We start from the raw sequence: 24,500 nt of genomic DNA on the forward strand, positions 1-24,500 counted from the left end.
TCCCTCCTAACTTTTGTTTGCGTTTTTAAGCAATATTTCCCAAAATTAAAATATTACTTTCAACTTTTAAAAATTTTTTTTAGCTATTTTAACCATTTATGTATATTCGGTTCATTAACTTAAACTTGAATGACTTTAGAACAAAAGCTCCCCCCGCAGCTTTTCTCTGCGAGGGAAAAATTACTCTTTGATAAATATTACCACAATCCAACAAATGCAACGGCAGTAGACAAAGCTGCACCACTAATTGGGCAAATAAGACAACTATTGCACGCACTACAATACTCAGCCCTTGGACCTATAACACCTGCGTTTCCCATTATCTTCGCCTCCTTTCACTTTTATTTTTCACTACTTTTCCTGCAGGGTTGCTTCTTGCCGGCAAATAATTCCTCTCCCCACAATCTTTTCCTTCAAAAACTTATCTAGATACTTTCTTAAATCTTTTAAGCTTTTTAAAAGCGTTGTTTTTTATGTAAAGTAAAAACCTTAATCAAACATTTACTCTACCCCTTCCACAACACTTACAACCGTCCTGGGTACTACTCCATCTGTTGATCCTGTACTGTTACCTTCTCCACCAAAAACAAAAATCCCACTCAATAGCAGAACAGTGATAAACAAAACAGCAATAAATTTCTTCATCCTCCTTCACCCCCTTAGATTATTCTTTTAATTTAAAACTAATATCTCAAATAATTCAATCCCTCCTTTTAATCATACGCTTTTCCATATGGTTTTCAAGTGTTTTTTTAATTGGTTTCAAATATGTATTTATAAAGTATTACAGAGATTGGTCAAAAAAACTTATGTTAAAATTATTTACGATATCTTTTATCGTATATAATGCATTTGTCATTTCTTTTGGTTAATATAAAAGAGTTATGATATAATGAAATTTAGAAAAAAATATAGAAGCTCTGAGGGTTGTTAACATTCCAAAGAAAAGGTTTTTGAAGTAAATTTTATTTTATATTTTTGTTGCTATTAGGTAAAGAAAAAGAGGGTGGAGAAATGAACATTAAAGTATTGATTGAAATTGTAAGTAAAGGACAGTTCATAAGACCAATTTTGAATTATGTTGTTCATTACTTAGAAAGTGATAGATCAGATAAAAATAAAAACATCGTCAATTACATAAACGTTTTGAAATTAAAATGGGATGTTAAATACGATGAAGCCCTTGAGATAATAGATAAAGAGTTACAAAAGTTAAAAAAAGGTGGTTTGCACTGTTTAATTTTAGTTGAAAAGATAGGTATTTTAGTCAAACTTTCTCGGAATGAAGAAATTAAAGAAGTATTCAATCAATTGAAGGAAGAATTCGCCACACTCCCTAAGTATTTAAGAGGAATAGTTGTTGAGAAATTAAAGAATGTTCATGAATTAAATTTTGAAGAAAAAGATTCGCAAACCATTAGAATTTGGAGTGAAAGTTATGAAAATGCTCCCGCCGCCAAAGGTTTCATATTGCTATCAAAAGCAAGAGAGAAAAAGAACGAAGAAAGATACGATGAAGCAGTTTCTTTGAACGTTGAAGCATTTAAGGTTTTAAAAATTGTTCCACATCCTTCTGGTATGGTGCAAGCTTTAAACAATACATCTTGGTGGTTGAAAGATACAAACAAAGAAAAGGCTTTAGCTTTTACTTTACCATTGGGATTCTACCTTGGTTACTATTTCGATGATAATAACTTTGATGTTTTCAATTTCCTTGATACTATGTTTCAAGTACAAAAGAATAATAACGACCCTCTGGTTTATGAGACCGCCTTTATCTTTTCGAGGTGTTTATCTCAACTAAATAAAGTGGAAAGTGAACCGATAAAAAATACTTTTAAAGATATCATTAACCAATTAAAGTACTATGTATTCAATTTGGATAACAACCAACACAGAAGTACACCAAAACTGAGAGATTTCATAAGGAAAGTGATAGGAAAAGAAAAGATACCCATAGACTCAATAAACATTTCTGAAAAAACGTTGAAAGAGTTTTTATCTGCAAATACAAAGTACATTCAACCAAGTACCTTGAGAAACATAATAGATGCTCTTGAGTTTGAAATCACCACATCCACACCTATATGTATAATCAAAGAATTGAAAAAGAAGGATATAGATAAGAAGTTTGAGATAAACCTTGAAAAGTTTAAAAACCTTCCAAAAGAAAGGCAAATATCAGAACTCTTTACCTCTTACCTCGTTCATTACTACAAAGAAGAGATTGATCTAAAAGAGGTAATTAAAGAGATAGAAGATAGGGGTTTGATCAAAGAAAGATGTGATTACTACACTAAAGAGTTAATAAACTATATCTTTGAAAGAAATCCAAAGATAGAGTTTAATTCTTTACTAACAAACGTTCGAAAACCAAAAATCTACACAAACAAAAATATAACCTTCAAAGAACATCCTTTTTATTTGGGAAGGAAAGAAGTTGTAAAAAGATTTATGAAAGACTTAAATAAAAAGAATTTAAAAGAGTTCATTGGAAATTACATTGGTCTTGATACAAGACAAAAAAAGACGATAGAAAAGTTCATAATGAATTACGGTAGGTACTATGATTTAAGGGATATACCAAAAGAATTCACACCAAAAGTACCAAAAGAGATTGATCCATGGGTGAAAAAATACACGTTGAAAAGAAAGCCTTCTGCTCTTTCTTTTTATGTGTTTGAAGGAGAAGAAAGAGAAGAATTTGTGGAAATAGTCAAGGCTTTTGAAATGTAGAGGTCCTATCTTTTAAAACGTCGAATTCTAACAATTTCCACAACCTATTTTGGGTTATATTAAACTTTTTAACCAACTCGGCTACCATCATGTGGTTATTTTAGTCCTATGTTCATATTTCGCTTTTTCTACCCATACTTCTTGGAAGCAAGCTAAATTTTATAAACCATGAAAAAATTTTCATATTTTAATTATTCTGGTAATATTTGCTTTTAATTGGTCTTAATCGTTTATAGTTCCTTCAGATAAGCCGTAAACGAACTTGATAAAAATCTAATTTTGTGGAATACTATTAATATGATGATTTGCGCCAAACTTGTAAACGAAAGGCTTTTATTTTTCAATTAAAGTTTATTACTTGTGTATTAAGATGAAATGTGATAAAATATAAAAGGAAATTGTTTGGGGAAGTATTGTTAGTGTGTGCAAATTCTAATAAATCTGCAAAGGAGGTAGAGGTATGAAAAAAGTTTTTATTGTTCTTATGGTTACTTTGATGGGGATTTTTGCCTTTACTCAGGTTAAAAACCCTGATATGATCTTCGATGCAACACTAAGTGAGCCAGATACTTTAGACCCTCACCATGCTTACGACACTTCTAGTGGTGAAGTTATTTTCAACGTCTATGACAACTTGATAGCATACGATGGTGAAAGCTTATCTAAGTTTGTTCCTATGCTCTCAACGGTTGTCCCAACAGTTGAAAATGGTTATTTGAGAGATGGTGGAACAACATATGTCTTCCCTATAAGAGAAGGTGTGAAATTCCACAACGGTAACGATTTAACACCTGAAGATGTCGAATACACCTTTGAAAGAGCACTATTGTACAACCCTCCTGGAGGACCAGTATGGATGTACTTAGATCCTATGTTTGGTGTTTTCAGTATTAGAACGTTAGTAGAAGATTATGTAGGTGCTTCATGGGATACTATATTTGATGAAGATATGAATCCAACAACTCCAGAATACGAAGAAGCATTAGTTAATTTCTATTATGATGTGATAGATCCTGCAGTAGAAGTTCAAGGTAACGAAGTACACGTTCATTTAGCAAGACCTTTCGCCCCATTTTTGAATGTAATTGCTTCCGGAAGTAGTTGGGGTGCGATATTAGATAAAGAATATTCTATAGAGTTAGGCATATGGGATGGAAATGCAGAAGGTTGGTGGAAGTATCATGGATGGACAAAAGAACAGTCTCCATACTTTGACCATGCGATGGGAACGGGTCCGTATAAATTGGTAGAATGGGATCACGCTCAACAAAGGGTAACGCTCGAACGATTTGACGATTATTGGAGAGGTCCCGCCCCAATAAGAAGAGTAATCATTCAAGGTGTAGACGAGTGGTCAACAAGAAGGGCCATGCTTGAAACAGGCGATGCAGACATAGCTTATGTTCCTGCTCAATATTTAGATGTCGTCCTTTCTATGGATGGTTTGACCGTTATCCCTGGCACACCTGAGGTTTCAATCACCTCTTTAGGGTTCAATTGGCAAGTTGATCCCGAGTCCCCATACATTGGTTCGGGTCAATTGGATGGAAACGGTATTCCACCTGATTTCTTTGCAGATCATAATGTTAGATTAGGTTTTGCGTATGCCTTTGATTATGATGGTATGATAAATGAAGTTTTGAACGGTTTGGGTGAAAAAGTTCCTACCGCTTTACCAACTGGATTCTTAGGGTATAGCGAAGATCTTCCAACATACGAATTGGATCTCCAAAAGGCTGAAAATTACTTTAAACGTGCTTATAGAGGTAGACTCTGGCAAACAGGTTTCAAAATGACTATTCTTTACAATACAGGGAACGATTCAAGGAGAGTATCTGCTGAAATATTGAGAGATAATTTAGCAAAGATAAATCCTAGATTCCAAGTTGAAGTTAGAGGAGTTCAATGGCCAACTTACTTAGATGAAAGAGAAAACATGATGCTTCCTGTTTACATCATTGGTTGGGTCGCTGATTTTCCAGATCCACATAACTTTATTTTCACTTATTACCACAGTGAGGGCGATTACGGAGGATACTACGGCGATAACTTTGCGGAATTTGCAAGCTTGCCAAGACCAGAATTTGGTGGAAAATCTTTGAACAAAATGATAGAAGATGCAGCCCTTGAATCTGATCCTGCTAAAAGAGAACAAATGTACATCGATATTCAAGAATTTGTTTTTGATTACGCTCTTGTTTTACCACTTTATCAGCCACAAGGGTTGAGGGTCCATCGTTCTTGGCTAAAAGGATGGATAAATAATCCAATTTGGCCAGGTGACTATTATTATAACTACACTAAGGTAGAGTAATAATTTTGCAAAAATATTGTGAAAAGAAATTTTTTGTAGTAAAATTTGAAGAGAGGGGGTTCCCCTCTCTTTTTAAGTGATTACTTATTAAGTATAATTAACAAAGCGGAGGTGTTTGCTTTTGACAACATACATTATCAGAAGGTTGTTATTACTTCCTTTGATTATGTTAGGTGTTACGTTGATAGTTTTTTCTATGCAGCAATTACTTGGACCTTTGAAACTTTTATCTACCTACGTTGATCCAAATACTTATGCCAAGTTATCTGATCAGGATAAAATTGCTTTGATGGAGCAGTATGGTTTGACCGATCCTTGGCCAGTTAGATATGGGAAATGGATAGGGAATTTGTTTAAGGGGGATCTGGGATGGTCTGTAGTGGGTAAAGAACCTGTTCTTGATGCTTTATTACACAGATTTCCCTATACAGTAGAATTAGCACTATATGCTATTTTTCCTATAATAGGGGTTGGTATATGGTTGGGGGTTACCGCTGCCGTACATCATAATTCATTCATAGATCAGGCTATTAGAATATTTGCTTTAATTGGTTGGTCTTTACCAGATTTTGTTTGGGCAATCTTGGTTTTATTGATATTTTATATAGGTTTGGGATGGTTTCCACCAGGCAACCTAAGCTTGTGGGCAGATGAAATTGTAAAAAGTGCTACCTTTAATAACTATACTCATCTTTTGACTATAGATGCATTACTCAATGGAAGAATTGATATATTTTGGGATGCTTTAAGACATATTTTAGGACCCATTATTGCTATATCTTGGTTATGGTGGGCTAACCTATTAAGGATCACCCGATCATCGATGTTGGAAGTTCTTAGAAGAGATTACATAAGAACTGCAAGATCAAAAGGGTTACCAGAAAGAGTGGTCATAAACAAGCATGCCAGAAGAAATGCCTTGATTCCAGTTGTAACAACTGCAGGTCAAATGGTTATTGGTTTGTTGACAGGGGTAGTTATAGTTGAAATGGTTTTTGTTAGAACAGGTTTAGGTTCCTTTGCAGCAACAGCCGCTCAACAATTGGATTATGCTTCTATAATGGGTGTTTTATTATTTACTTCTTTCATGCTTATTATAGGAAACCTTATAATCGACGTATCTTACGCATTTATTGATCCAAGAATCAGGTTAGGGTGAGGTGAAAATTGTGAATGAAGAAACAAAAAGGGCTTTAAAACGCTTTTTTACTAATCCTTCTGCTATCATAGGTTTTTCTATATTGGTATTTTTCATAATTATAGCTATACTTGCACCCGTAATAGCACCTCCTCAATTACCAAAAGAAAGAAGCTTGGAAAGAGCCTTTGAATTAATAAATGAAGATCCAAGAGGGAATAAGGATTCTATTATTCAAGAGTTTCAAAACTATTGGGAAGATACATATTTTTTCGCTGAAATGGACTATCAAGATATGACAAACTTGATGGAAAGTGTTGAAAAGTTTGAAAATGGGGAAATTGAAAAAGAAGAGTTAAAATCGGAAATTAAAGGATTAGTTGATATGTATGTTTTAAATAGGTCCTACTACGAAGATTTTGATGAAGATACTAAAGGTGTAATTAGAAGATTGAGGAAAGAATATGAAAGTGTAGTTGAAAGGTATGAAAGGTCTTTACAACTTTCAAAAATAATCAGCGATCTTCAATTACTAGATGGACAAGATTTCAAAAATGAAGCTTTAAACGTTTATGAAACCTTAAACAAAGATTTCCTGAACTCAATTGAATTCAATCCATTCTTGATTCCTAACGTAGTTTCGACGTTAGAACCTATACCACCATCTCCTGAGCATCCTTTTGGAGTAGTAAATCAAAAGGATATCTTTTATGGTGTTGTTTGGGGAAGTAGAACCGCTTTTCAGATAGGTTTAGTAGTTGTTTTAATTTCAACTATCGTAGGACTTTTTATAGGTTCAGTAGCTGCCTATTTTGGTGGTTGGCTTGAAGAAGTTTTGATGAGAATTACGGATATCTTTATGTCCATACCTTTTATGCTTGCAGCTATGGTTTTAACAACTATTTTAGGTCTTGGAGTTAGAAATATGATGATTGCTTTGATAATTTTCGGCTGGATGGTTACAGCAAGATTGATCAGAGGTAATATACTTCAAGCTAAAAACGAGCAGTACGTTATGGCTGCAAAAGCTCTTGGAGTAAGAGATGCGGCAATTATAGTCAAACATATCTTACCTAATACAATATTTCCCGTTTTGATAAACGCTACCATGAGGATCGGATCAATGGTTATCACTGCAGCAGCTTTAAGTTTCTTGGGTTTAGGTGCTCCACAAGGATACGCAGATTGGGGATCAATATTATCGTATTCCCGAGACTGGATCATTGGGGGTACAAATCCAGGACAGTACTGGTTCACGATTTTATATCCTGGTGTGGCTATGATTCTTTTTGTCATGGGTTGGAATTTATTAGGAGATGCCCTAAGAGATGTTTTTGATCCGAGAATGAGACGATAAAGTGAGAGGAGGAAGCTTTTTGAAAGATAACAATAGCAAACCTATACTTCGTGTTGATAATTTGCATGTTCATTTTAAGACAGAGGACGGTATAATAAAGGCGGTCAATGGTGCCAGTTTTGATCTTTATCCGGGTGAAACGTTGGCAATAGTGGGAGAATCTGGTTCGGGCAAAACAGTTACAGCACTAAGCACTATAAGGCTACTAGACGAAAACGGATGGATAGCTGAAGGGGAAATACAGTACAAAGATATGGATGTTTTATCTTTATCGGACAACCATCTCAGAAAGATACGGGGTAAAGAGATTTCAATGATTTTTCAGGAACCTATGACCGCTTTAAACCCTGTTTACACTGTTGGAGAGCAAATCATGGAATCTCTTGAATTACATCTTAAGATGAGCGAAAAAGAAGGGAAAAAAAGAGCGATTGATTTATTGAGAAAGGTTGGCATTCCCGAACCAGAAAGGCGAATCGACCAATATCCTCATGAATTATCTGGGGGAATGAGACAGAGAGCCATGATCGCTATGGCCTTAGCTTGCAACCCTTCCATTCTTATAGCAGATGAACCAACTACCGCATTGGACGTGACCATTCAGGCACAGATACTGGAACTTATGAAAGATTTACAAAATGAATTTAAAATGTCTATAATTTTTATCACACATGATCTTGGAGTTATTGCTGAGATGGCTGATAGAGCTATAGTTATGTATGGGGGAGAAGTAGTGGAAAGTGGTGAAATAAAGACCATTTTTAAAAGGCCACGTCATCCTTATACATGGGGGTTGATGAATTCTATTCCCAGAATAGACAAGGAAGAGGAGAGATTGCTTTCTATTCCTGGAGTTGTTCCAAACCCCTTGAACTTTCCAAAGGGTTGTAAATTTTCAAATAGGTGTTTCTTTGCTGATCAAAAATGTATAGATGAAGATCCTAACTTGGAAGAAGTAGAACCTAGCCATTTTTCCCGTTGTTGGCACATAGACAAATTATTAGACGAAATGAACAAGGTCAAAGAAGGTGAAGTATAGTGCCAAATAGTGACAAAATAATCTTGAAAGTTGAAAATTTGAAAAAATACTTTCCAGTTAGAGCTGGGGTCTTCAAAAGGACGGTTGCTCAAGTATTAGCTGTAGACGATATTAGTTTTGAAATAAAAGAGGGCGAAACTTTGGGGCTTGTTGGTGAGTCTGGTTGTGGTAAAAGTACAACAGGCATGACAATCCTAAGGTTATACGAACCAACAGATGGACGAATTATAATGGAAGAACAAGACACTACTCCATGGTTCATGAAAGGCACCACCGTTAATAAGTATGTTAAGAAGATTTATGCAGACAGATTTGAGAAAATGAAAAAAGAATTAGGTTCAGAAGAAGAAGTAATTAAGAAATTAGATAATGAAATAGACAAAAAATACGCACAGTTATATTTTCAAAATGGAGCAAATGAAATAAGAAAAGATTTATTGAGTAATTTGGCTGAAAAAAGACGATCCTTTAGAAAAAATGCCCAAGTCATCTTTCAAGACCCATATTCTTCTTTAAATCCAAGAATGAGAGTTCTGGATATCATAGGGGAAGGTATGAAAGTTAATAAAATGGGTACAGCTTCTGAAATAAGGGATAGAGTTGCCAACTTAATGGAAACCGTGGGATTATCTAAAGATTACGTCTATAGATATCCTCACCAATTTTCTGGTGGGCAAAGACAAAGAGTAGGGATAGCACGTGCTTTGGCATTGGACCCAAAATTAATCATTTCTGATGAAGCTGTTTCTGCTTTAGATGTTTCCATTCAATCTCAAATCATAAATTTAATGGTTGACTTGAAAAACGATTACGGTTTAACCTATGTTTTTATAGCTCATGATTTGGCCGTTGTAAAACATATAAGTGATAGAATAGCGGTTATGTATCTAGGGAAGATCGCTGAATTAACAACGAAAAAAGAGCTTTTTGACGAGCCATTGCATCCTTATACGGTTTCTTTGATGTCGGCAATTCCAATACCAGATCCGGAAGTGAAAAAGAAAAGAGTGGTTTTGCAAGGTGATGTACCTAGCCCGCTAAATCCACCCTCAGGTTGTAGATTTCATCCTCGTTGTCCAATTGCCAAGGATATTTGTAGCAAAGAAGAACCACCACTTAAAGAAGTTAAACCAGGACATTATGTATCATGTCATTTTCCCGGAGAGTTTAAAATTTAAAAGCTTGGGTTTTTACCCAAGCTTTTAAATATCTTAAATTTCTCCTTTTTCATGTAATTTTAGATCTATTTTTTTCTCTAACTTTTGTAGTATGACTGGTAAGTATCTGTCTTTTAATTTTTTTCTATCGTACTGATGAATTAAAAAATAAGTAATTCCCAATCCTAAGACACCTACCAAGAAAGAGAAGATATCTGAAAATTCCAAAGTATAGAGAATGGAAATTATAGACAAGAAAACTATTAAAGGAATCCCATAAGCTAAAAAAGAAAGTTTCACTACTGGAACTTCAGGCATTTCAACAATTACTTTGTCTCCTTTTTTTACATCGACCTTTTCAGTGTTTTTAGCTTTTAACTTCAGCTCGTTTGGGCCACCTAATAGGGTACAACCACCTTTCATTGCACAGCTTTCACATTCTTGCGTCCTTGTGGTTCTCAAATACACGTAATTATCATCTTTATCAATAACGTCCATTACTTCCCTCATCGTTTAATACCTCCAATCCTTGATTACATACGTCCAAAACTGTTACTTTATACCTTTGCTCTAAGTGAGAAAGAAATTTGACCATTTCGTTTTCAATATTTTTATAATCTCCATCTAAAATTCCCATGATCGTAGGACCAGAGCCACTCAAAAAACAACCCTTTACACCTATTTTTATCAATTTAGACGTTATTTCTTCCCAGTTAGGGATAAAATCTTTACGATATGGCTGATGGATTTTATCCTTTGTGGCTTCTGATAAGTTTTCAAAATGTGCGGTTACAAGTGAAGCAACGAGAAGACCAACCCTACTTATATTAAACACTGCATCTTCAACAGGCACATTTTGTGGTAAAAGTGAACGGGCTTTTTTTGTAGAAAAATGAAAATCTGGGATGATAGCTAATAATTTTAACTGAGGTGGTAAATTCATTTTTACATATTTAACTTCGTTTTCTAACAAACAGCCTACTGTCAATCCTCCAACCAATGCTGGTAAAATATTATCCGTATGTCCGTCCATTGTAGCTGCTAAATACATTATCTCTTCTTTCTTCAAGGGATCATTAAGCAGCTTATTGGCAGCTACCAGGCCACCTGCTATACAAGCTGCGCTACTTCCTAAGCCCCTTGCAAGGGGTATATTATTTATAAGATTTATTCGAAGACCTTGCGGGTGAATATTTACTGCATCAAACAATTGTTTCATCGCCTGATAGACTAAATTATGTTCATTACTTTCTATATATTTTTGATCTTCAACTGGAACATTAATTTCAAGACCAAAGTTGATTTCTTCCACTTCTATAATATTGTATAATTGTAAGGCTATTCCTAAACTGTCAAATCCTGGTCCTATGTTCGCAGTTGTAGCTGGAACTTTCACTCTGATCATTTCTTCAGCCCTTTCATTATTAGTTATCTAAAATTAAGTTTACTTTTAACATTGTTGATAACAGAATTTTCGCAGGAAAAGTATGTTTTTATAATGTTCTTATATATATCGATTATTTTCTTGCAGTTTTCATTCAACTCATCTTCTTTGATTTTTCCCTCAAAAAATTCGTTCAACAATTCTTCTTCTTTTTCGTTCATATGAACTTAGCCTCCTCTATCAATTGTCTCAATTTTTTCCTAGCATAATGTAGCTTACTTTTCACCGTTCCCAAAGGGATTTCCATTATATCGGAAATTTCATTGTAACTCAGTCCATCGATATCTCTTAACTTAATCAATAGCCTTTCTTCATCGTCAAGTTTTTCCATTATATTCAAAATCATTTGGTAATCGAGTTCTTCTAAGACTTCATTTTTTACGTTGGTATCGGAAATTGCTTGGATATTATGATTTTGGTCTGTTTCATCTTCAAAATCCACAGAAGTTTCTTTACTTCTTTGATATTTTCGAGAATAATTTTTACCAACGTTGACAGCTATTCTATAAATCCAAGTAGACAACTTGGAACGGCCTTTAAATCCATTTATCCCTTTAATAATTCTTATAAACACTTCTTGAAGTGCATCTTCTATTTCATCATGGTTAACGTAATTTTTTAAAACTCCGTAAATTTTTGGTGCATACTCTTCGTATAATTTTTTAAACGCATCAGGATCATTTTTTTTAAGATCTTCAACGAATTTTTCTTCTGTCAATTTGACTCTCTCCTATAATAAATTGTTCATATTATTATACCATAATTGTCGAGAGGATTCTATGAAAAATTTTTCCTGAAATTTTTTTCATAGTTGGCAAAAACTTCGATAATCGTTCCTAAATTAGTATAATCGCTTATAATCGTCTAAGAACAGATCTCTTTGGATTTGAAACTTTGAGAAAAAAGGGATAAAATATGTATGTAAGACTGAAGTGAAGTTCTATACTTCCTAGAAGGAAACAATAAGAAAAAGGAGGGATTTCAAATATGGAAGAAACAAAGAAGGTAAGTTTGTACGATAACGCAGTTAAACAATTTGATAGAGCTGCTAGAATCATGGAATTGGATAGAAATTTAAGAGAAGTATTAATCAAGCCAAAAAGAGAACTTACCGTTAATTTTCCAGTACGTATGGATGATGGATCAATCAAAGTTTTTACAGGTTACAGAGTACAACACAATGTTTCCAGGGGTCCAGCAAAAGGTGGAATTAGGTACCATCCAGATGTTACATTAGATGAAGTTAAGGCATTAGCCTTTTGGATGACGTGGAAGTCCGCAGTGGTAGACATCCCCTATGGTGGGGCTAAAGGCGGGGTTACAGTGGATCCATTTAAACTTTCAGATTCAGAATTAGAGAAATTATCCCGAAGATTCTTCTCTGAAATTCAAATTATAATAGGTGAAGAAAAAGATATCCCCGCCCCAGATGTAAACACTAATGGTCAAATAATGTCTTGGTATATGGATACATATTCGATGAATATTGGTCATACTACTTTAGGTATAGTTACAGGAAAGCCTTTAGAGATTGGAGGCTCTGAAGGAAGAACGGAAGCCACCGGAAGAGGAGTAAATATATGTATTGAGGAAGCTGTAAAGTATTTGAGAGACAGGGGAAAACTAAATAAAAAAGATGAAGCGATAACAGTTGCCATTCAAGGTTTTGGTAACGTTGGTTCTTACTTGGCTTTGACTCTCACAGAAGAAACTAAATATAGGTTGGTTGCGATTTCTGATTATAGTGGAGGTTTTTATAAAGAATCTGGTTTTACAGCAGAAGAGATTCGAAGACTAATGGATCGAACTAGAAATAGAAAAGCCTTGTTATTGGATGTTAACAAAGAAGGTTATAAAGAGATAACCAACGAAGAGTTATTGAAATTAGATGTTGATGTTTTTGCCCCTTGTGCTATGGAAAATGCCATTAACGAAGATAATGCAGATGATATAAGAGCAAAACTCATTGTTGAAGGAGCCAACGGTCCATTAACTCCAGAAGCGGACGATATCTTGTTGTCCAAGAATGTCTTCATAGTACCGGATTTCTTGGCAAATTCTGGTGGCGTGACCGTTTCGTACTTCGAATGGGTACAAGGGCTTCAGTGGAATTTTTGGGAACTTGAAGATATTAGAAAAGCCCTTCATAAAAAGATGAAGAATGCCTTTTGTGACGTTGCTCAAACAATGGATAAGTATGAAGTCGATATGCGAACAGCTGCATATGTGAGAGCTATCGAACGTGTGGCAAACGCTACAAAGTTAAGAGGCATTTATCCATGATGACAAAATAACAAAAATTACCCCTTTCTTAACTATTTAGAAAGGGGTAATTTTTTGGTTACTTAAGTCAAGTAAAATAGAATAGGTTTATTTAATAAAGAGGTGGAAAAATGGCTTTTACTTTAATTTCTGTATTTATAAACGTTACGATTGGTTTATTTCTGGTTGATATGTTGTATTGGATTTTTTCACTAATAATTTTAGGTATTGTACTGTACATTTCCTGGAAAAAAAGTACGTATAGTAAATTGGGTAACTTTATTTTGTTAGTAGGGGTTTTATTTTCTTTTTTTGGTTATTTAAATAATTTTGATCCGTCTTATTTTTATTTGTTGATAAACCTTTCTGCCTTCCTAGCTGTTCTTTATACAGCGTTTAACAAAAAAATATTAATTATTCTATCTTGGATGTTGAATGGTTTTTCCTTGGGTTACATCATTGCCGCTTTGAGAAACTTAAATTTGGGCATTGTGTTTGGCATAATTATTTTCCTTATAGGATTAAGAGATGTTTTTTTGCCTAAAAAGTTTGACGAACATTTAAATGACTAATTCTTGTATTGTAGAAGCTAACCTTTTTATCCCCTCTTCAATACTTTCTTCATTTGCACAGGAATAATTTAATCTCAAGGTATTTACATTTTTCTTATCAATGTAAAAAGGGTCTCCGGGAACGAAGGCAACCTTTTTTTCAATAGCTTTGTCAAACAACTCAAGAGCCGAGATGTTGTTAGGCAAAGTTACCCAAAGAAACATTCCTCCTTGTGGATTCGTATATTCTACATCTTTGGGGAAATATTTTTTAATACTATCTATCATTGCATTTTTTTGTGAACCATACCTCATTTTTATGTTCATTATATGTTTGTCTAGGTCGTTCTCTTTCACGAACTGGTATATTATTCTTTGCCCTACATAATTAGAATGGAGATCAGCCCCTTGCTTAGCGGTTACAAGATTTTCCAATATATCTTTAGGAGCAACTACCCAACCCAGCCTAAATCCTGGGGCAACAATTTTTGAGAATGATCCTAAAAGTATCGTTTGTTCAGGTATCAATTTTTTGAATGAAACACTATCTTTCCCTTCAAATCTTAACTCTCCATATGGGTCATCTTCTATAAGGTAAATATTGTGTTTTTTTAACAAGTCAGCTATCTTTTCTCTATTTTTATTTGTATAAGTAATTCCCGAAGGATTTTGAAAATTTGGGACGGTGTAAAGTAATTTTGGTGAGAATTCTTCTAAAACATCTTCTAATTCTTCTAAATCAAGACCTTCTTGGCATAGTTTTACGGTTTTAAAGTTTTTTGTGTATACTGCTAATGCTTGTATGGCTCCCAGGTATCCAGGTTCTTCAATTGCAATGAAATCATCTTCATTCAAAAATAATTTTCCGAGTAGGTCAAGGGCTTGTTGAGAACCATGAGTTATTAAGACATCATCTTGTGTAATATTTAAATCTTTCTTTTCCTTGTACCTATTGGCGATGAATTCTCTTAAAGGTGGATATCCTTCTGTGGTACTGTACTGAAGTATCTCTTTACCATAATTATCAAATTGATAAACAGCGGCATTTTTTATCTCTTCTACTGGAAACAAATCAGCGTTTGGTAAACCGCCTGCAAATGAAATTATTTCGGGGTCATCAATTACTTTAAGTATCTCTCTTATAAAAGAACGTGGAACGTTTTTCATACGATTAGCGTATATATTTTCCATTTTTTATCTCCTCCTGAGAAATTTTATAGCCTTTAGAAATCTTAAAACTTAATTTAGCACCCCTTAGCCCCGTTTTCCACCCACAATCGGCGCTGTTACCCTTTTAATTTTCTTTAACAGGGAACAAATTATCTACAAACAAGCCATATTCCACACTGTCTAATAATGCTTTCCAACTGGCTTGAATTATGTTAGTTGAAACACCCACAGTAGTCCAAGTTTTATCGGTGTCTGAAGTTTCTATTAAGACCCGCACCTTTGCAGCGGTTCCAGAAGCACTGTCCAGCACCCTTACTTTGTAATCTATCAATTTCATGTTTTTTAGGGAAGGAAAAAAGTCTTCTAAAGCCTTTCGCAATGCCATATCTAACGCATTCACAGGTCCGTCGCCTTCAGCAACAGCATGGACAGTTTCATCATTTATTTTTAATTTGACAATGGCTTCGGTTCCCGTGCCTTTACCAAAATTGTAATGAAGAATGTTGAAATTCTCCACTTGAAAATTTGGGGCGTAGTCAAAAAATTCTCTTAATACTAAGAGTTTCAAAGAAGCATCTGCACCTTCAAATTGATATCCATCATGCTCATATTCCTTGATCTTCAATGTTAACTTTTTGAACTGTTCTTCAGAAAATTGTGTAATATCAAAGCCCAATTCTTCCAACTTTGATTTCAAATTGCTTTTTCCTGATAACTCAGAAACTAATATCCTTCTAGTGTTTCCAACCCATTCCGGAGATATGTGTTCGTAAGTGAGAGGATTTTTAAGAATGGCGCTAACATGGACACCACCTTTATGTGTGAATGCGCTTCTTCCCACGTAAGGGATCCTGTTGTCAGGAGTTAAATTAGCAACTTCAAATACGTAATTATAAAGTGAAGTTGTTTTTTCTACATTTATTTTCGGTAATCTAAATCCGTATTTAAACTTCAAGTTAGGTATTATAATGCAAAGGTCTGCATTACCACATCTTTCCCCTAAGCCTCCAACCGTTCCTTGTATTTGTTCAACTCCTTCTTGTAAGGCTGTAAGAGAATTTGCTACAGCTAGACCGGAATCGTTGTGGGCATGAATACCCAAAGGTATTTTTATTCTTTCTTTTACCACTTCTATTGCCTCTTTTATCTTTGAAGGGGTTTGCCCCCCATTTGTGTCACACAAAACAACAATTGAAGCACCGGAGTTTTGTGCAACTTCCAAGGTTTTAAGGGCATATTGTTGATTATGGTTAAAACCATCAAAAAAGTGTTCAGCATCAAAAAAGACTTCTATACCTTTTCTTTTTAAGAAGGTTATCGTATCTTCTATGAGCTTCAGGTTGTCATCAAGAGAAATGCCCAAGGCTTGAGATACGTGGAAGTCCCAGCTTTTTGCAAATATAGTAACGATTTTTGCCCCAGAAGAAACTAATTTTAAAATATTCGGATCATCTTCTGCTTTTATTCCGTATCTTTTTGTAGAGCTAAATGCAACTATTTCACTGTTTTTGAATGACATATTTTGAACCTTTTTAAAGAACTCTTCATCTTTAGGATTGGATCCCGGCCAACCACCTTCAATGTAGTCTATTCCGTATTCATCTAATTTTTTGGCTATCTTTAATTTATCTTCCACAGTTAAAGAAACATTCTCACCTTGGGTTCCATCTCTTAAAGTGGTATCAAACAATTTAGGTTCTTTCAATTCGGTTCACCCTCTTTTTAAGATTTTAACAATTTCGTCTCCTACTTCACTGGTGCTTAAATTTCCTCCCATGTCTTGAGAAAGTAAGTTTTCTTGGATAGAGATCGTAATTCCATCTTCAATCTTTTCAGCTAAATCTTTTCTTCCGAAATATTCTAACATCATAGCTGCAGCTAAAATAGCAGCTATAGGATTGGCAATACCTTTACCAGCAATATCTGGAGCTGAACCATGAACGGGTTCAAACATAGAAACACTGTTAGGATTAATATTTCCTGAGGCAGCTAACCCCATGCCTCCCTGAAGTTCTGCACCCAAATCTGTGATGATGTCTCCAAACATATTGCAGGTTACTATCACATCAAAAATTTCGGGATTTCGTACCATTTTCATCGTTATAGCATCCACGTAATAATGATCAGTCTGAACTTCTGGATATTCTTTCTTTAACTCTTCAAACACCCTTAACCATAAGCCGTGAGAATAAGTTAGTACGTTACTTTTATCACAGAGTGTTAGTTTCCCCTTGAGATTTTTTGCATACTCGAATGCGTAACGGATGATGCGCTCTACACCTTTTCTAGTTGAAATCATCTCTTGTATCGCTACTTCGTCTTGAGTATCTTTTTTTAAAATTCCACCAATACCTGCATAAAGTCCTTCTGTATTTTCTCTTATTACTGTAAAATTGATCTCATTAACGCCCTTCTTCTTCAAAGGAGAAAACCTGTCGTTTAGTAGTTTTATGGGCCTTAAATTGACGTATTGATCAAAATGAAATCGTAATTTTAATAGTATCCCATGTTCTAATATACCTGATGGTACTCTTGGATCTCCCACTGCACCCAAATATATGGCATCGAAGGTTTCTAATTGTTTCAGTAGAGAATCTGGAATTAATTCTCCAGATTTTAGATAGCGTTCGGCTCCAACCTCGAACTCTTCAAATTTAAGATTCAAATTATACTTTTCTCCCATAAAATTTAATATTTTAAGACCTTCGTTGATTACTTCCTTCCCAATTCCATCCCCTGGTAGAACAGCTATCGACGGCATCTATTGAGCGACCTCCTTTTTGATCTTCTCTATCAATCCTCCGGAAGATATTATTTCTTGAAGAAATTTGGGGTATTTCTCTGAATAGTATTCTTTATTGTTTTTTAGATCTTTGATGATTCCATTGTCTAAGTCTACCTCTATTTCCGAACCATCTTCGATATTATCAGAAGCCTCTTTAGAAATAAGTATAGGTAATCCAATATTGATAGCGTTTCTATAAAAAATCCTTGCAAAACTTTCTGCTATGACACAAGAAACACCTGCCGCCTTAATCGATAATGGAGCATGCTCACGAGAGCTTCCAGAACCAAAGTTCCTTCCGGCTACTATAATGTCTCCTTTTTTAACTTTTTTTACGAAATCTTTATCTATATCTTCCATACAATGTTGTGCCAATATTTCTGGTTCAGGGTTGTTTAGATATCTAGCTGGTATAATAACATCGGTATCAACGTTGTCACCGTATTTGAAAACTCTCCCTCTGAATTTCACCTTATAACCTCCTCAGGATGGGTAATGTATCCACTAATAGCAGAAGCTGCCGCCACCGCAGGATTGGATAAATAAACTTCGCTTTCTGGATGCCCCATCCTTCCAACAAAATTCCTGTTAGTTGTAGAGATTGCTCTTTCACCTTTTGCCAAAACTCCCATATGGCCACCAAGGCAAGGTCCGCACGTTGGTGTACTTACAGCGGCTCCCGCGTCGATGAATATTTCAATTAAGCCTTCTTTTAGTGCCTGCATGTATATATCTTGGGTGCCAGGAAAAATAATACATCTTACATCAGGGTTGATTTTATGTCCCTTAAGCACGTGAGCAGCGATTCTTAAATCTTCTATTCTTCCGTTAGTGCAAGAACCAATTACAGATTGATCAATTTTTATTCCCTTTGCTTCATTAACAGGTTTGGTGTTTTCTGGCAAATGTGGGAAAGCCACCTGTGGTTCAATACTTGATACATCATATTCGATAACTTCTTCATATGAAGCATCGGGATCGCTACTTACCGGTGTATATTCTCTTACTGCCCTTTCTTTTAAGTACTCTTTGGTTTTTTCATCGTATTCAAATAATCCACATTTTGCCCCTGCTTCTATCGCCATGTTTGCCATAGTCATTCTCGAATCCATAGAAAGATCTTCGATCGTTTCTCCAGTAAACTCAATAGATTTATACAGGGCTCCGTCTACTCCTATATCTCCTATCGTGTAAAGTATCAGATCCTTCCCACTGACCCATGGCTTTAACTTCCCCTTGTATACAATCTTTATACTTTCTGGGACACGAAACCATAAGTAACCGGTAGCCATTGCGGCAGCCATGTCGGTGCTTCCAACACCTGTACCTAAACAGTTAAGTGCCCCATAGGTACACGTATGTGAATCTGCTCCTACAACGATTTCACCTGGTAAGGCTAGTCCTTTTTCAGGTATTAGACAGTGTTCTATTCCCATCTTACCTATCTCAAAATAATTAAGAATATTCATCTCTTTTGCAAAATTTCTTATAAATAAAGCATTTTGTGCGGATTTTATGTCTTTATTTGGGGTAAAATGATCCGGAACTATTGCAACCCTTTCATTATCAAATACTTTAGATAATCCTATTTTTCTGAATTCTTTGATGGCAACAGGAGTTGTTACATCGTTCCCAAGCACTAAATCTACTCTTGCATTAACAATCTCTCCAGGTTTAACTTCACTTTTATTTGAATGAGACGCAAGAATCTTCTCTACAATAGTCATTTCTTTACTTCCTCGCTTTATTATTTTATTTTTTTGCTGTTTGGAGTTTTTTAGTCATATATTTATTCAACGCATTTAGATAGGCCAAAGTACTTGCTTGGGTAATATCTGTTTCAACAGAATGTCCAACGTATACATCTTCTCCAATTTTGAGTTTAACAGTTGTTTCTCCTAAGGCGTCGGTTCCCTCTGTAACGCCTTCTATCTTATACGAAATCAAAGTGATATTTTCTTCTTCAGCGATTTCGTTTATGGCTTTAAATATGGCATCTATTGGTCCGTCTCCACTGCAAGCCGCTTTTTCTATCAAATCTTCGCCTCTTGCTATTTTTATAGTCGCTGTCGGTAGCGTAGTGTTTCCCGTAGTAACGGATAAATATTTGAGTTTGAAATAATCCTCCGTTTTATATAGTTCGTCGTTTATCAATGCTTCAACATCAAGCGGATTCAAATTCTTTTTTTTACTGGCTAGATCTTTGAATTTAATGAATAACTTCTCAAAGGTTTCTTCATCCACGGTGTAACCAGATGATGTTAAGAACTCCTTTAAGGCATGTCTTCCCGAATGTTTCCCTAATATTAGTTTATTTGAATTCAACCCTATACTTTCTGCTTTCATTATTTCGTAAGTAGTTCTTTCTTTGATAACACCATCTTGATGAATACCAGATTCATGTGCAAAGGCATTTTTACCTACTATTGCTTTATTAGGTTGAATAACCATTCCAGTAAATTGTGAAACCATGTTGCTTAATTTCAAAATCTTAGTTGTATCCTGCGTTACGACTAAATCTTCAAAATAATCTTTCCTGGTAACTAATGCCATTAAAACTTCTTCTAAGGCGGCGTTACCTGCCCTTTCTCCTATTCCATTGACTGCAACCTCTGCCTGATCGGCACCCTCTTTCAGAGCAATGAGTGTGTTAGCAGTTGCCATCCCTAAATCGTTATGGCAATGTACGCTTAATTCAATCTTTTCTATGTTCCTTGTGTTTTCTTTTATCTTCTTAATAAATTCACCAAATTCTTGAGGAATTGCATATCCCACAGTATCAGGCACGTTAATTACCGACGCACCAGCTTCGATGACTTTTTCAAAGAGTTTGTACAAAAAATCTAACTCGCTTCTTGAAGCATCTTCTGCTGAAAATTCAATATTATTAGTATACTTTGCTGCATATTTCACGGCCTCAACTGCTCTTTCCATAACTTGCTCTTCATTCATTTGCAGCTTATATTTCATGTGAATAGGAGAAGTGGCAATGAACACATGAATTCTTGGTTGTTCTGCTTCCTGAAGTGCTTCCCAAGCACAATCGATATCTTTGTAGTTCGCCCTTGCTAAAGCGGCGATCTCAACATCTCTGATTTTTTGGGCGATGTTTTTCACACTTTCAAAATCACTACTTGAAGAAATAGGAAAACCAGCCTCTATTACATCAACTTTTAACAAGGAAAGCTGTTCGGCTATTGCCAACTTCTCCTCCATTGTCAAACTTACTCCTGGAGATTGTTCGCCATCCCTCAACGTAGTATCAAAAATTTTTATTTTTCTCAAATTTGATCACTCTCCTACTTGCCTATATTTTTTAGCTTTCTATCCAAGGCATCATCGCTCTCAACTTCTCTCCAACTTGTTCTAACAAAGAATTATTATCTTTTTCAGTTAAAGCATTGAAAACAGGCCTATTGGCTTTGTTTTCTAATATCCAGTCCTTTGCAAAATTCCCATTCTGTATGTTTGCAAGTACCTCTTTCATAGTTTCTTTAACCCTATTATCGATAATTTTGGGCCCAATGGCAAGGTCTCCATATTGTGCAGTGTCACTTATGGAGTATCTCATCTTTTTTAATCCGCCTTCATACAAAAGATCAACGATTAATTTAAGTTCATTCAAACATTCAAAATAGGCTATTTCTGGTTGATACCCCGCTTCAACGAGTGTTTCAAAACCTGCTTTGATGAGTGACGTAGTTCCACCACATAAGACCGCTTGTTCTCCAAATAGATCCGTTTCTGTTTCCTCTTTGAAAGTTGTTTTGATGACACCTGCTCGTGTACAACCTATTCCTTTGGCGTAAGATAAACCCAACTCTTTTGCTTTTCCTGAAAAATCTTGGTGAACAGCTAATAATCCTGGAACCCCTTTGCCTTCTAAATACATTCTTCTGACTAAATGACCAGGACTTTTAGGAGCAACCATGAATACATCAATGTTTTTTGGAGGTACAATTTGTCCAAAATGGATATTAAAACCATGAGAAAACCCAAGTGCATTACCCTCGTCTAAGTTGGGTTCTATGTCTTTTTTGTACACCTCACTCTGAACTTCATCAGGGATCAATACTTGAATAATATCTCCTTTTTTAACTGCTTCAGATGTTTCGTATACTTCAAAACCATCTTTTTGGGCAATTTCTTTGCTTTTACTATCTTTCTTCAAACCTATAATTACTTTCAATCCGCTATCTTTAAGATTTTGTGCCTGAGCATGACCCTGACTTCCATAACCCAAAACTGCAATAGTTTTTCCCTTCAATAAACCTAAGTCTGCATCCTTTTCATAGAATGTTTCCACCATACACTATCACTCCTTAATTTTTATGAATTTGTCAAAACGTTGTTGTTCATTTCTCTATCTATGGCTACAATCCCTGTTCTCACGACTTCTTTAATGCCAAAATCCTTCATTATTTCGATAAAGGCATTTATTTTATTTTCATCCCCCGTAATTTCAACTGTTATTGTGTCAAGGGAAAAATCGACAACCTTACCCCTAAAAACGTCGACCACCTGAATAACTTGGCTTCTTTGATTTTTTCCACAATTTACCTTAATTATCGCCATATCCCTCTCTATCATATTGCTTTGATTCAATTCAGTGATCTTTATAACATCTATAAGTTTGTAAAGCTGTTTTTTTACTTGTTCTAATGTATCTGTGTTTCCTTCGACAACTATCGTCATCCGAGAATATTCCGGTAATTCTGTTTCCCCCACATTTAAACTCAGTATGTTAAAATTTCTCCTACTGAATAGGCCAGATATTCTTGCCAAAACCGCAGGTTGATTATTCACTGTTACTGATAAGATGTGTCTCATGCAACCTCCCCCTGTTTTTCCTTTTCTCTCTTTTTCTTTTTTAGTTCCAACATCTCATTGATCGATGCCCCTTCTGGAACCATTGGGAATACGTTCTCATCTTGAGGAATAATGACGTCCAGTAAAACTGGGCCATCATAATTTAAAACCTCTTTCAAAGCCATCTCTACATCGTTTGTTTGATCGATTCTTAACGATTTTATTCCGTAAGCCTGAGCCAATTTAACGAAATCAGGATTTTCAAGTATAGTGCCGGAATATCTTTCATCAAAAAATAACTCTTGCCACTGTCTTACCATCCCTAAGGTTCCGTTGTTTAAAATGATTATTTTCACGGGGAGTCTGTTAGAACTTATTGTAGCCAACTCCTGGAGATTCATTTGAAAACTTCCGTCACCAGATATGTTGATAACCGTTTTATCGGGATTCCCTACTTGAACACCCATACTGGCTGGTAAACCATATCCCATAGTTCCAAGGCCTCCTGAGGTTATGAATGACCTAGGTTTCGAAAAACGAAAGTATTGGGCTGCCCACATTTGATTTTGGCCAACTTCTGTTACTATTACAGTATTTTCATCGGTTAACTCATCCAATTTTTCAATCAAGTATTGTGGCTTAATACTGTTATCATCGTATTCGTAGTTAAGCGGAAATCGTCTTTTCCATTCTTTTATTTTTTCTAGCCATTCTTTTCTTTCGATCGTCTTTATCAACGGAATTAATTTATCTAAAACGTTTTTTGCGTTACCAACAATGGGAATATCAACTTTGACATTTTTATTTACTTCAGCTGGATCGATATCTATATGAATGATCTTTGCATATGGAGCAAACGTTTCCAACTTACCCGTTACCCTGTCATCAAAGCGTACTCCAATTCCTATTATCAAATCTGCTTCAGATATAGCGTAGTTGGCATACATTGTACCGTGCATTCCTAGCATCTTTAGAGAAAGCTCATGATCTTCTGGAAAAGCCCCAAGACCCATAAGAGATGTAACTACTGGTATCCTTCCCTTTATTGCCATATTTGTCAATTCTTCTGAAGCATTAGAATTTATAACTCCTCCACCGGCAAAGATAACTGGCCTCTGGGATGTATTAATCGCCTCGGCAGCCAATTTTATTTGCATGTAGTTACCTTCGTATGTTGGCTGATATCCTGGGAGATGAACGCTTTGAGGATACATGAAATCAGCGTGAGATTTAAGAACATCCACTGGTAAATCTACCAATACTGGACCTGGTCTACCAGTTCTGGCTATGTAAAAAGCTTCTTTTATAGTTTTAGCTAAATCCTTTACATTTGTTACCATGTAATTGTGCTTGGTTACAGGCAAGGTTATTCCTCTTATGTCTATTTCTTGGAATGAGTCTGTACCTATTAGGCTCGTCGGAGCTTGACCTGTAAAAGCTACAACTGGTACGGAATCCATGTACGCAGTAGCTAGTCCGGTAACTAGGTTAGTAGCTCCAGGCCCAGAAGTAGCTATACACACTCCAACTTTCCCCGTACTCCTTGCATAACCATCTGCAGCATGCGCAGCGCCTTGTTCATGACGTACTAATATATGTTTTATAGGAGCGTCGTAGAGTTCATCATAAAGTGGGATAACCTTCCCTCCTGGATATCCAAATACGACCTCAACCTTTTCCCTCAAAAGAGATTCAACGAATATTCTTGCCCCGGAATGAATCGGCATAAAATCACCTC

General features: G+C 35.5%; 22 protein-coding genes and 2 pseudogenes. 9 read left to right on the forward strand and 15 right to left on the reverse strand.

Annotated features, from left to right (window positions below; genetic code table 11):
• Positions 1-197: 197 nt before the first annotated feature.
• Positions 198-320, reverse strand: a complete 123-nt coding sequence (locus X927_RS10385; RefSeq protein ID WP_281255690.1) for a hypothetical protein — start codon at positions 318-320, stop codon at positions 198-200.
• A 181-nt stretch (positions 321-501) separates the two neighbouring features.
• Positions 502-645, reverse strand: coding sequence for a hypothetical protein (locus X927_RS10185; protein ID WP_169925162.1), 144 nt, complete (start codon positions 643-645; stop codon positions 502-504).
• A gap of 369 nt (positions 646-1,014) precedes the next feature.
• Between X927_RS10185 and X927_RS05845 the strand changes: the two genes are divergently transcribed.
• The 7 genes and pseudogenes from X927_RS05845 (at position 1,015) to X927_RS05870 (ending at position 9,762) form a co-directional block, all read left to right on the forward strand.
• Positions 1,015-2,736 carry a hypothetical protein gene (locus X927_RS05845; RefSeq protein ID WP_103077165.1) on the forward strand — a complete coding sequence of 574 codons (1,722 nt, stop codon included), beginning with the start codon at positions 1,015-1,017 and terminating at the stop codon, positions 2,734-2,736.
• A 460-nt stretch (positions 2,737-3,196) separates the two neighbouring features.
• The gene (locus X927_RS05850; protein WP_103077166.1) at positions 3,197-5,050 is read left to right on the forward strand and encodes an ABC transporter substrate-binding protein; all 1,854 of its coding nucleotides are present in this window, start codon (positions 3,197-3,199) and stop codon (positions 5,048-5,050) included.
• Between the two features lie 121 nt (positions 5,051-5,171).
• A complete protein-coding gene (locus X927_RS05855; protein WP_103077167.1) occupies positions 5,172-6,209 on the forward strand; it encodes an ABC transporter permease in 1,038 nt (345 codons plus the stop codon).
• Positions 6,210-6,219: 10 nt separating this feature from the next.
• A pseudogene (locus X927_RS10415) lies at positions 6,220-6,330 on the forward strand (ABC transporter permease); the annotation flags it as partial.
• A gap of 471 nt (positions 6,331-6,801) precedes the next feature.
• Positions 6,802-7,545, forward strand: a pseudogene (locus X927_RS10420) (ABC transporter permease); the annotation flags it as partial.
• A 19-nt stretch (positions 7,546-7,564) separates the two neighbouring features.
• A complete protein-coding gene (locus X927_RS05865; protein ID WP_103077169.1) occupies positions 7,565-8,584 on the forward strand; it encodes an ABC transporter ATP-binding protein in 1,020 nt (339 codons plus the stop codon).
• On the forward strand, positions 8,584-9,762 hold the full coding sequence (locus tag X927_RS05870) for an ABC transporter ATP-binding protein (RefSeq protein WP_103077170.1): 1,179 nt from the start codon (positions 8,584-8,586) through the stop codon (positions 9,760-9,762). The genes X927_RS05865 and X927_RS05870 overlap by 1 nt, the downstream gene beginning before the upstream one ends.
• Before the next feature lie 33 nt (positions 9,763-9,795).
• Here X927_RS05870 and X927_RS05875 read toward each other — a convergent pair whose 3' ends face one another.
• Genes X927_RS05875 through X927_RS05885 form a run of 4 tightly spaced genes read right to left on the reverse strand, consistent with a single transcriptional unit; the run spans position 9,796 to position 11,903 of the window.
• Positions 9,796-10,251 (reverse strand): SoxR reducing system RseC family protein, encoded by a 456-nt coding sequence (locus tag X927_RS05875; RefSeq protein WP_103077171.1) that lies wholly within the window; start codon positions 10,249-10,251, stop codon positions 9,796-9,798.
• The gene (gene thrB, locus X927_RS05880; RefSeq protein ID WP_103077172.1) at positions 10,226-11,146 is read right to left on the reverse strand and encodes a homoserine kinase; all 921 of its coding nucleotides are present in this window, start codon (positions 11,144-11,146) and stop codon (positions 10,226-10,228) included. Before thrB ends, X927_RS05875 begins: the two co-directional genes overlap by 26 nt.
• Positions 11,147-11,169: 23 nt before the next feature.
• A complete protein-coding gene (locus X927_RS10190) occupies positions 11,170-11,346 on the reverse strand; it encodes a hypothetical protein (RefSeq protein WP_169925163.1) in 177 nt (58 codons plus the stop codon).
• Positions 11,343-11,903, reverse strand: a complete 561-nt coding sequence (locus X927_RS05885; protein ID WP_103077173.1) for an RNA polymerase sigma factor — start codon at positions 11,901-11,903, stop codon at positions 11,343-11,345. The genes X927_RS10190 and X927_RS05885 overlap by 4 nt, the downstream gene beginning before the upstream one ends.
• 269 nt (positions 11,904-12,172) lie before the next feature.
• On the opposite strand from X927_RS05885, the gene X927_RS05890 reads away from it, so the two are divergent.
• Both X927_RS05890 and X927_RS05895 read left to right on the forward strand, forming a co-directional pair.
• A complete protein-coding gene (locus tag X927_RS05890; RefSeq protein WP_103077174.1) occupies positions 12,173-13,468 on the forward strand; it encodes a Glu/Leu/Phe/Val family dehydrogenase in 1,296 nt (431 codons plus the stop codon).
• 110 nt (positions 13,469-13,578) lie between these two features.
• Complete coding sequence (locus tag X927_RS05895; RefSeq protein WP_103077175.1) at positions 13,579-14,019, forward strand: hypothetical protein; 441 nt, start codon at positions 13,579-13,581, stop codon at positions 14,017-14,019.
• Here X927_RS05895 and X927_RS05900 read toward each other — a convergent pair.
• The 9 genes from X927_RS05900 to ilvB form a co-directional block, all read right to left on the reverse strand.
• Positions 14,008-15,189 (reverse strand): aminotransferase-like domain-containing protein, encoded by a 1,182-nt coding sequence (locus X927_RS05900; protein ID WP_103077176.1) that lies wholly within the window; start codon positions 15,187-15,189, stop codon positions 14,008-14,010. The genes X927_RS05895 and X927_RS05900 overlap by 12 nt on opposite strands.
• A gap of 103 nt (positions 15,190-15,292) precedes the next feature.
• Positions 15,293-16,873 (reverse strand): citramalate synthase, encoded by a 1,581-nt coding sequence (cimA, locus tag X927_RS05905; protein WP_103077177.1) that lies wholly within the window; start codon positions 16,871-16,873, stop codon positions 15,293-15,295.
• Positions 16,874-16,879: 6 nt separating this feature from the next.
• A complete protein-coding gene (locus X927_RS05910; protein ID WP_103077178.1) occupies positions 16,880-17,929 on the reverse strand; it encodes a 3-isopropylmalate dehydrogenase in 1,050 nt (349 codons plus the stop codon).
• A complete protein-coding gene (gene leuD / locus X927_RS05915) occupies positions 17,930-18,424 on the reverse strand; it encodes a 3-isopropylmalate dehydratase small subunit (RefSeq protein ID WP_103077179.1) in 495 nt (164 codons plus the stop codon).
• Positions 18,421-19,680, reverse strand: coding sequence for a 3-isopropylmalate dehydratase large subunit (gene leuC / locus X927_RS05920; protein ID WP_103077180.1), 1,260 nt, complete (start codon positions 19,678-19,680; stop codon positions 18,421-18,423). The genes leuD and leuC overlap by 4 nt, the downstream gene beginning before the upstream one ends.
• A 25-nt stretch (positions 19,681-19,705) precedes the next feature.
• Positions 19,706-21,238 (reverse strand): 2-isopropylmalate synthase, encoded by a 1,533-nt coding sequence (locus tag X927_RS05925; protein ID WP_103077181.1) that lies wholly within the window; start codon positions 21,236-21,238, stop codon positions 19,706-19,708.
• Positions 21,239-21,269: 31 nt separating this feature from the next.
• The gene (gene ilvC, locus X927_RS05930; RefSeq protein ID WP_103077182.1) at positions 21,270-22,262 is read right to left on the reverse strand and encodes a ketol-acid reductoisomerase; all 993 of its coding nucleotides are present in this window, start codon (positions 22,260-22,262) and stop codon (positions 21,270-21,272) included.
• Between the two features lie 20 nt (positions 22,263-22,282).
• Positions 22,283-22,783, reverse strand: a complete 501-nt coding sequence (gene ilvN, locus X927_RS05935; protein WP_103077183.1) for an acetolactate synthase small subunit — start codon at positions 22,781-22,783, stop codon at positions 22,283-22,285.
• Positions 22,780-24,489 (reverse strand): biosynthetic-type acetolactate synthase large subunit, encoded by a 1,710-nt coding sequence (ilvB, locus tag X927_RS05940; RefSeq protein ID WP_103077184.1) that lies wholly within the window; start codon positions 24,487-24,489, stop codon positions 22,780-22,782. The genes ilvN and ilvB overlap by 4 nt, the downstream gene beginning before the upstream one ends.
• Positions 24,490-24,500 lie beyond the last annotated feature (11 nt).

This window comes from Petrotoga mexicana DSM 14811 (assembly GCF_002895565.1).
GTDB classification, from domain to species: Bacteria; Thermotogota; Thermotogae; order Petrotogales; family Petrotogaceae; genus Petrotoga; species Petrotoga mexicana.

Excerpts from the sequence above, each read along its gene's own strand:
- X927_RS10385 (WP_281255690.1), bottom strand. The coding sequence starts at position 320 with ATGGGAAACGCAGGTGTTATAGGTCCAAGGGCTGAGTATTGTAGTGCG.
- X927_RS10185 (WP_169925162.1), bottom strand. The coding sequence starts at position 645 with ATGAAGAAATTTATTGCTGTTTTGTTTATCACTGTTCTGCTATTGAGT.
- X927_RS05845 (WP_103077165.1), top strand. The coding sequence starts at position 1,015 with ATGAACATTAAAGTATTGATTGAAATTGTAAGTAAAGGACAGTTCATA.
- X927_RS05850 (WP_103077166.1), top strand. The coding sequence starts at position 3,197 with ATGAAAAAAGTTTTTATTGTTCTTATGGTTACTTTGATGGGGATTTTT.
- X927_RS05875 (WP_103077171.1), bottom strand. The coding sequence starts at position 10,251 with ATGAGGGAAGTAATGGACGTTATTGATAAAGATGATAATTACGTGTAT.
- thrB (WP_103077172.1), bottom strand. The coding sequence starts at position 11,146 with ATGATCAGAGTGAAAGTTCCAGCTACAACTGCGAACATAGGACCAGGA.
- X927_RS10190 (WP_169925163.1), bottom strand. The coding sequence starts at position 11,346 with ATGAACGAAAAAGAAGAAGAATTGTTGAACGAATTTTTTGAGGGAAAA.
- X927_RS05890 (WP_103077174.1), top strand. The coding sequence starts at position 12,173 with ATGGAAGAAACAAAGAAGGTAAGTTTGTACGATAACGCAGTTAAACAA.
- X927_RS05895 (WP_103077175.1), top strand. The coding sequence starts at position 13,579 with ATGGCTTTTACTTTAATTTCTGTATTTATAAACGTTACGATTGGTTTA.
- X927_RS05900 (WP_103077176.1), bottom strand. The coding sequence starts at position 15,189 with ATGGAAAATATATACGCTAATCGTATGAAAAACGTTCCACGTTCTTTT.
- X927_RS05910 (WP_103077178.1), bottom strand. The coding sequence starts at position 17,929 with ATGCCGTCGATAGCTGTTCTACCAGGGGATGGAATTGGGAAGGAAGTA.
- leuC (WP_103077180.1), bottom strand. The coding sequence starts at position 19,680 with ATGACTATTGTAGAGAAGATTCTTGCGTCTCATTCAAATAAAAGTGAA.
- ilvC (WP_103077182.1), bottom strand. The coding sequence starts at position 22,262 with ATGGTGGAAACATTCTATGAAAAGGATGCAGACTTAGGTTTATTGAAG.
- ilvN (WP_103077183.1), bottom strand. The coding sequence starts at position 22,783 with ATGAGACACATCTTATCAGTAACAGTGAATAATCAACCTGCGGTTTTG.
- ilvB (WP_103077184.1), bottom strand. The coding sequence starts at position 24,489 with ATGCCGATTCATTCCGGGGCAAGAATATTCGTTGAATCTCTTTTGAGG.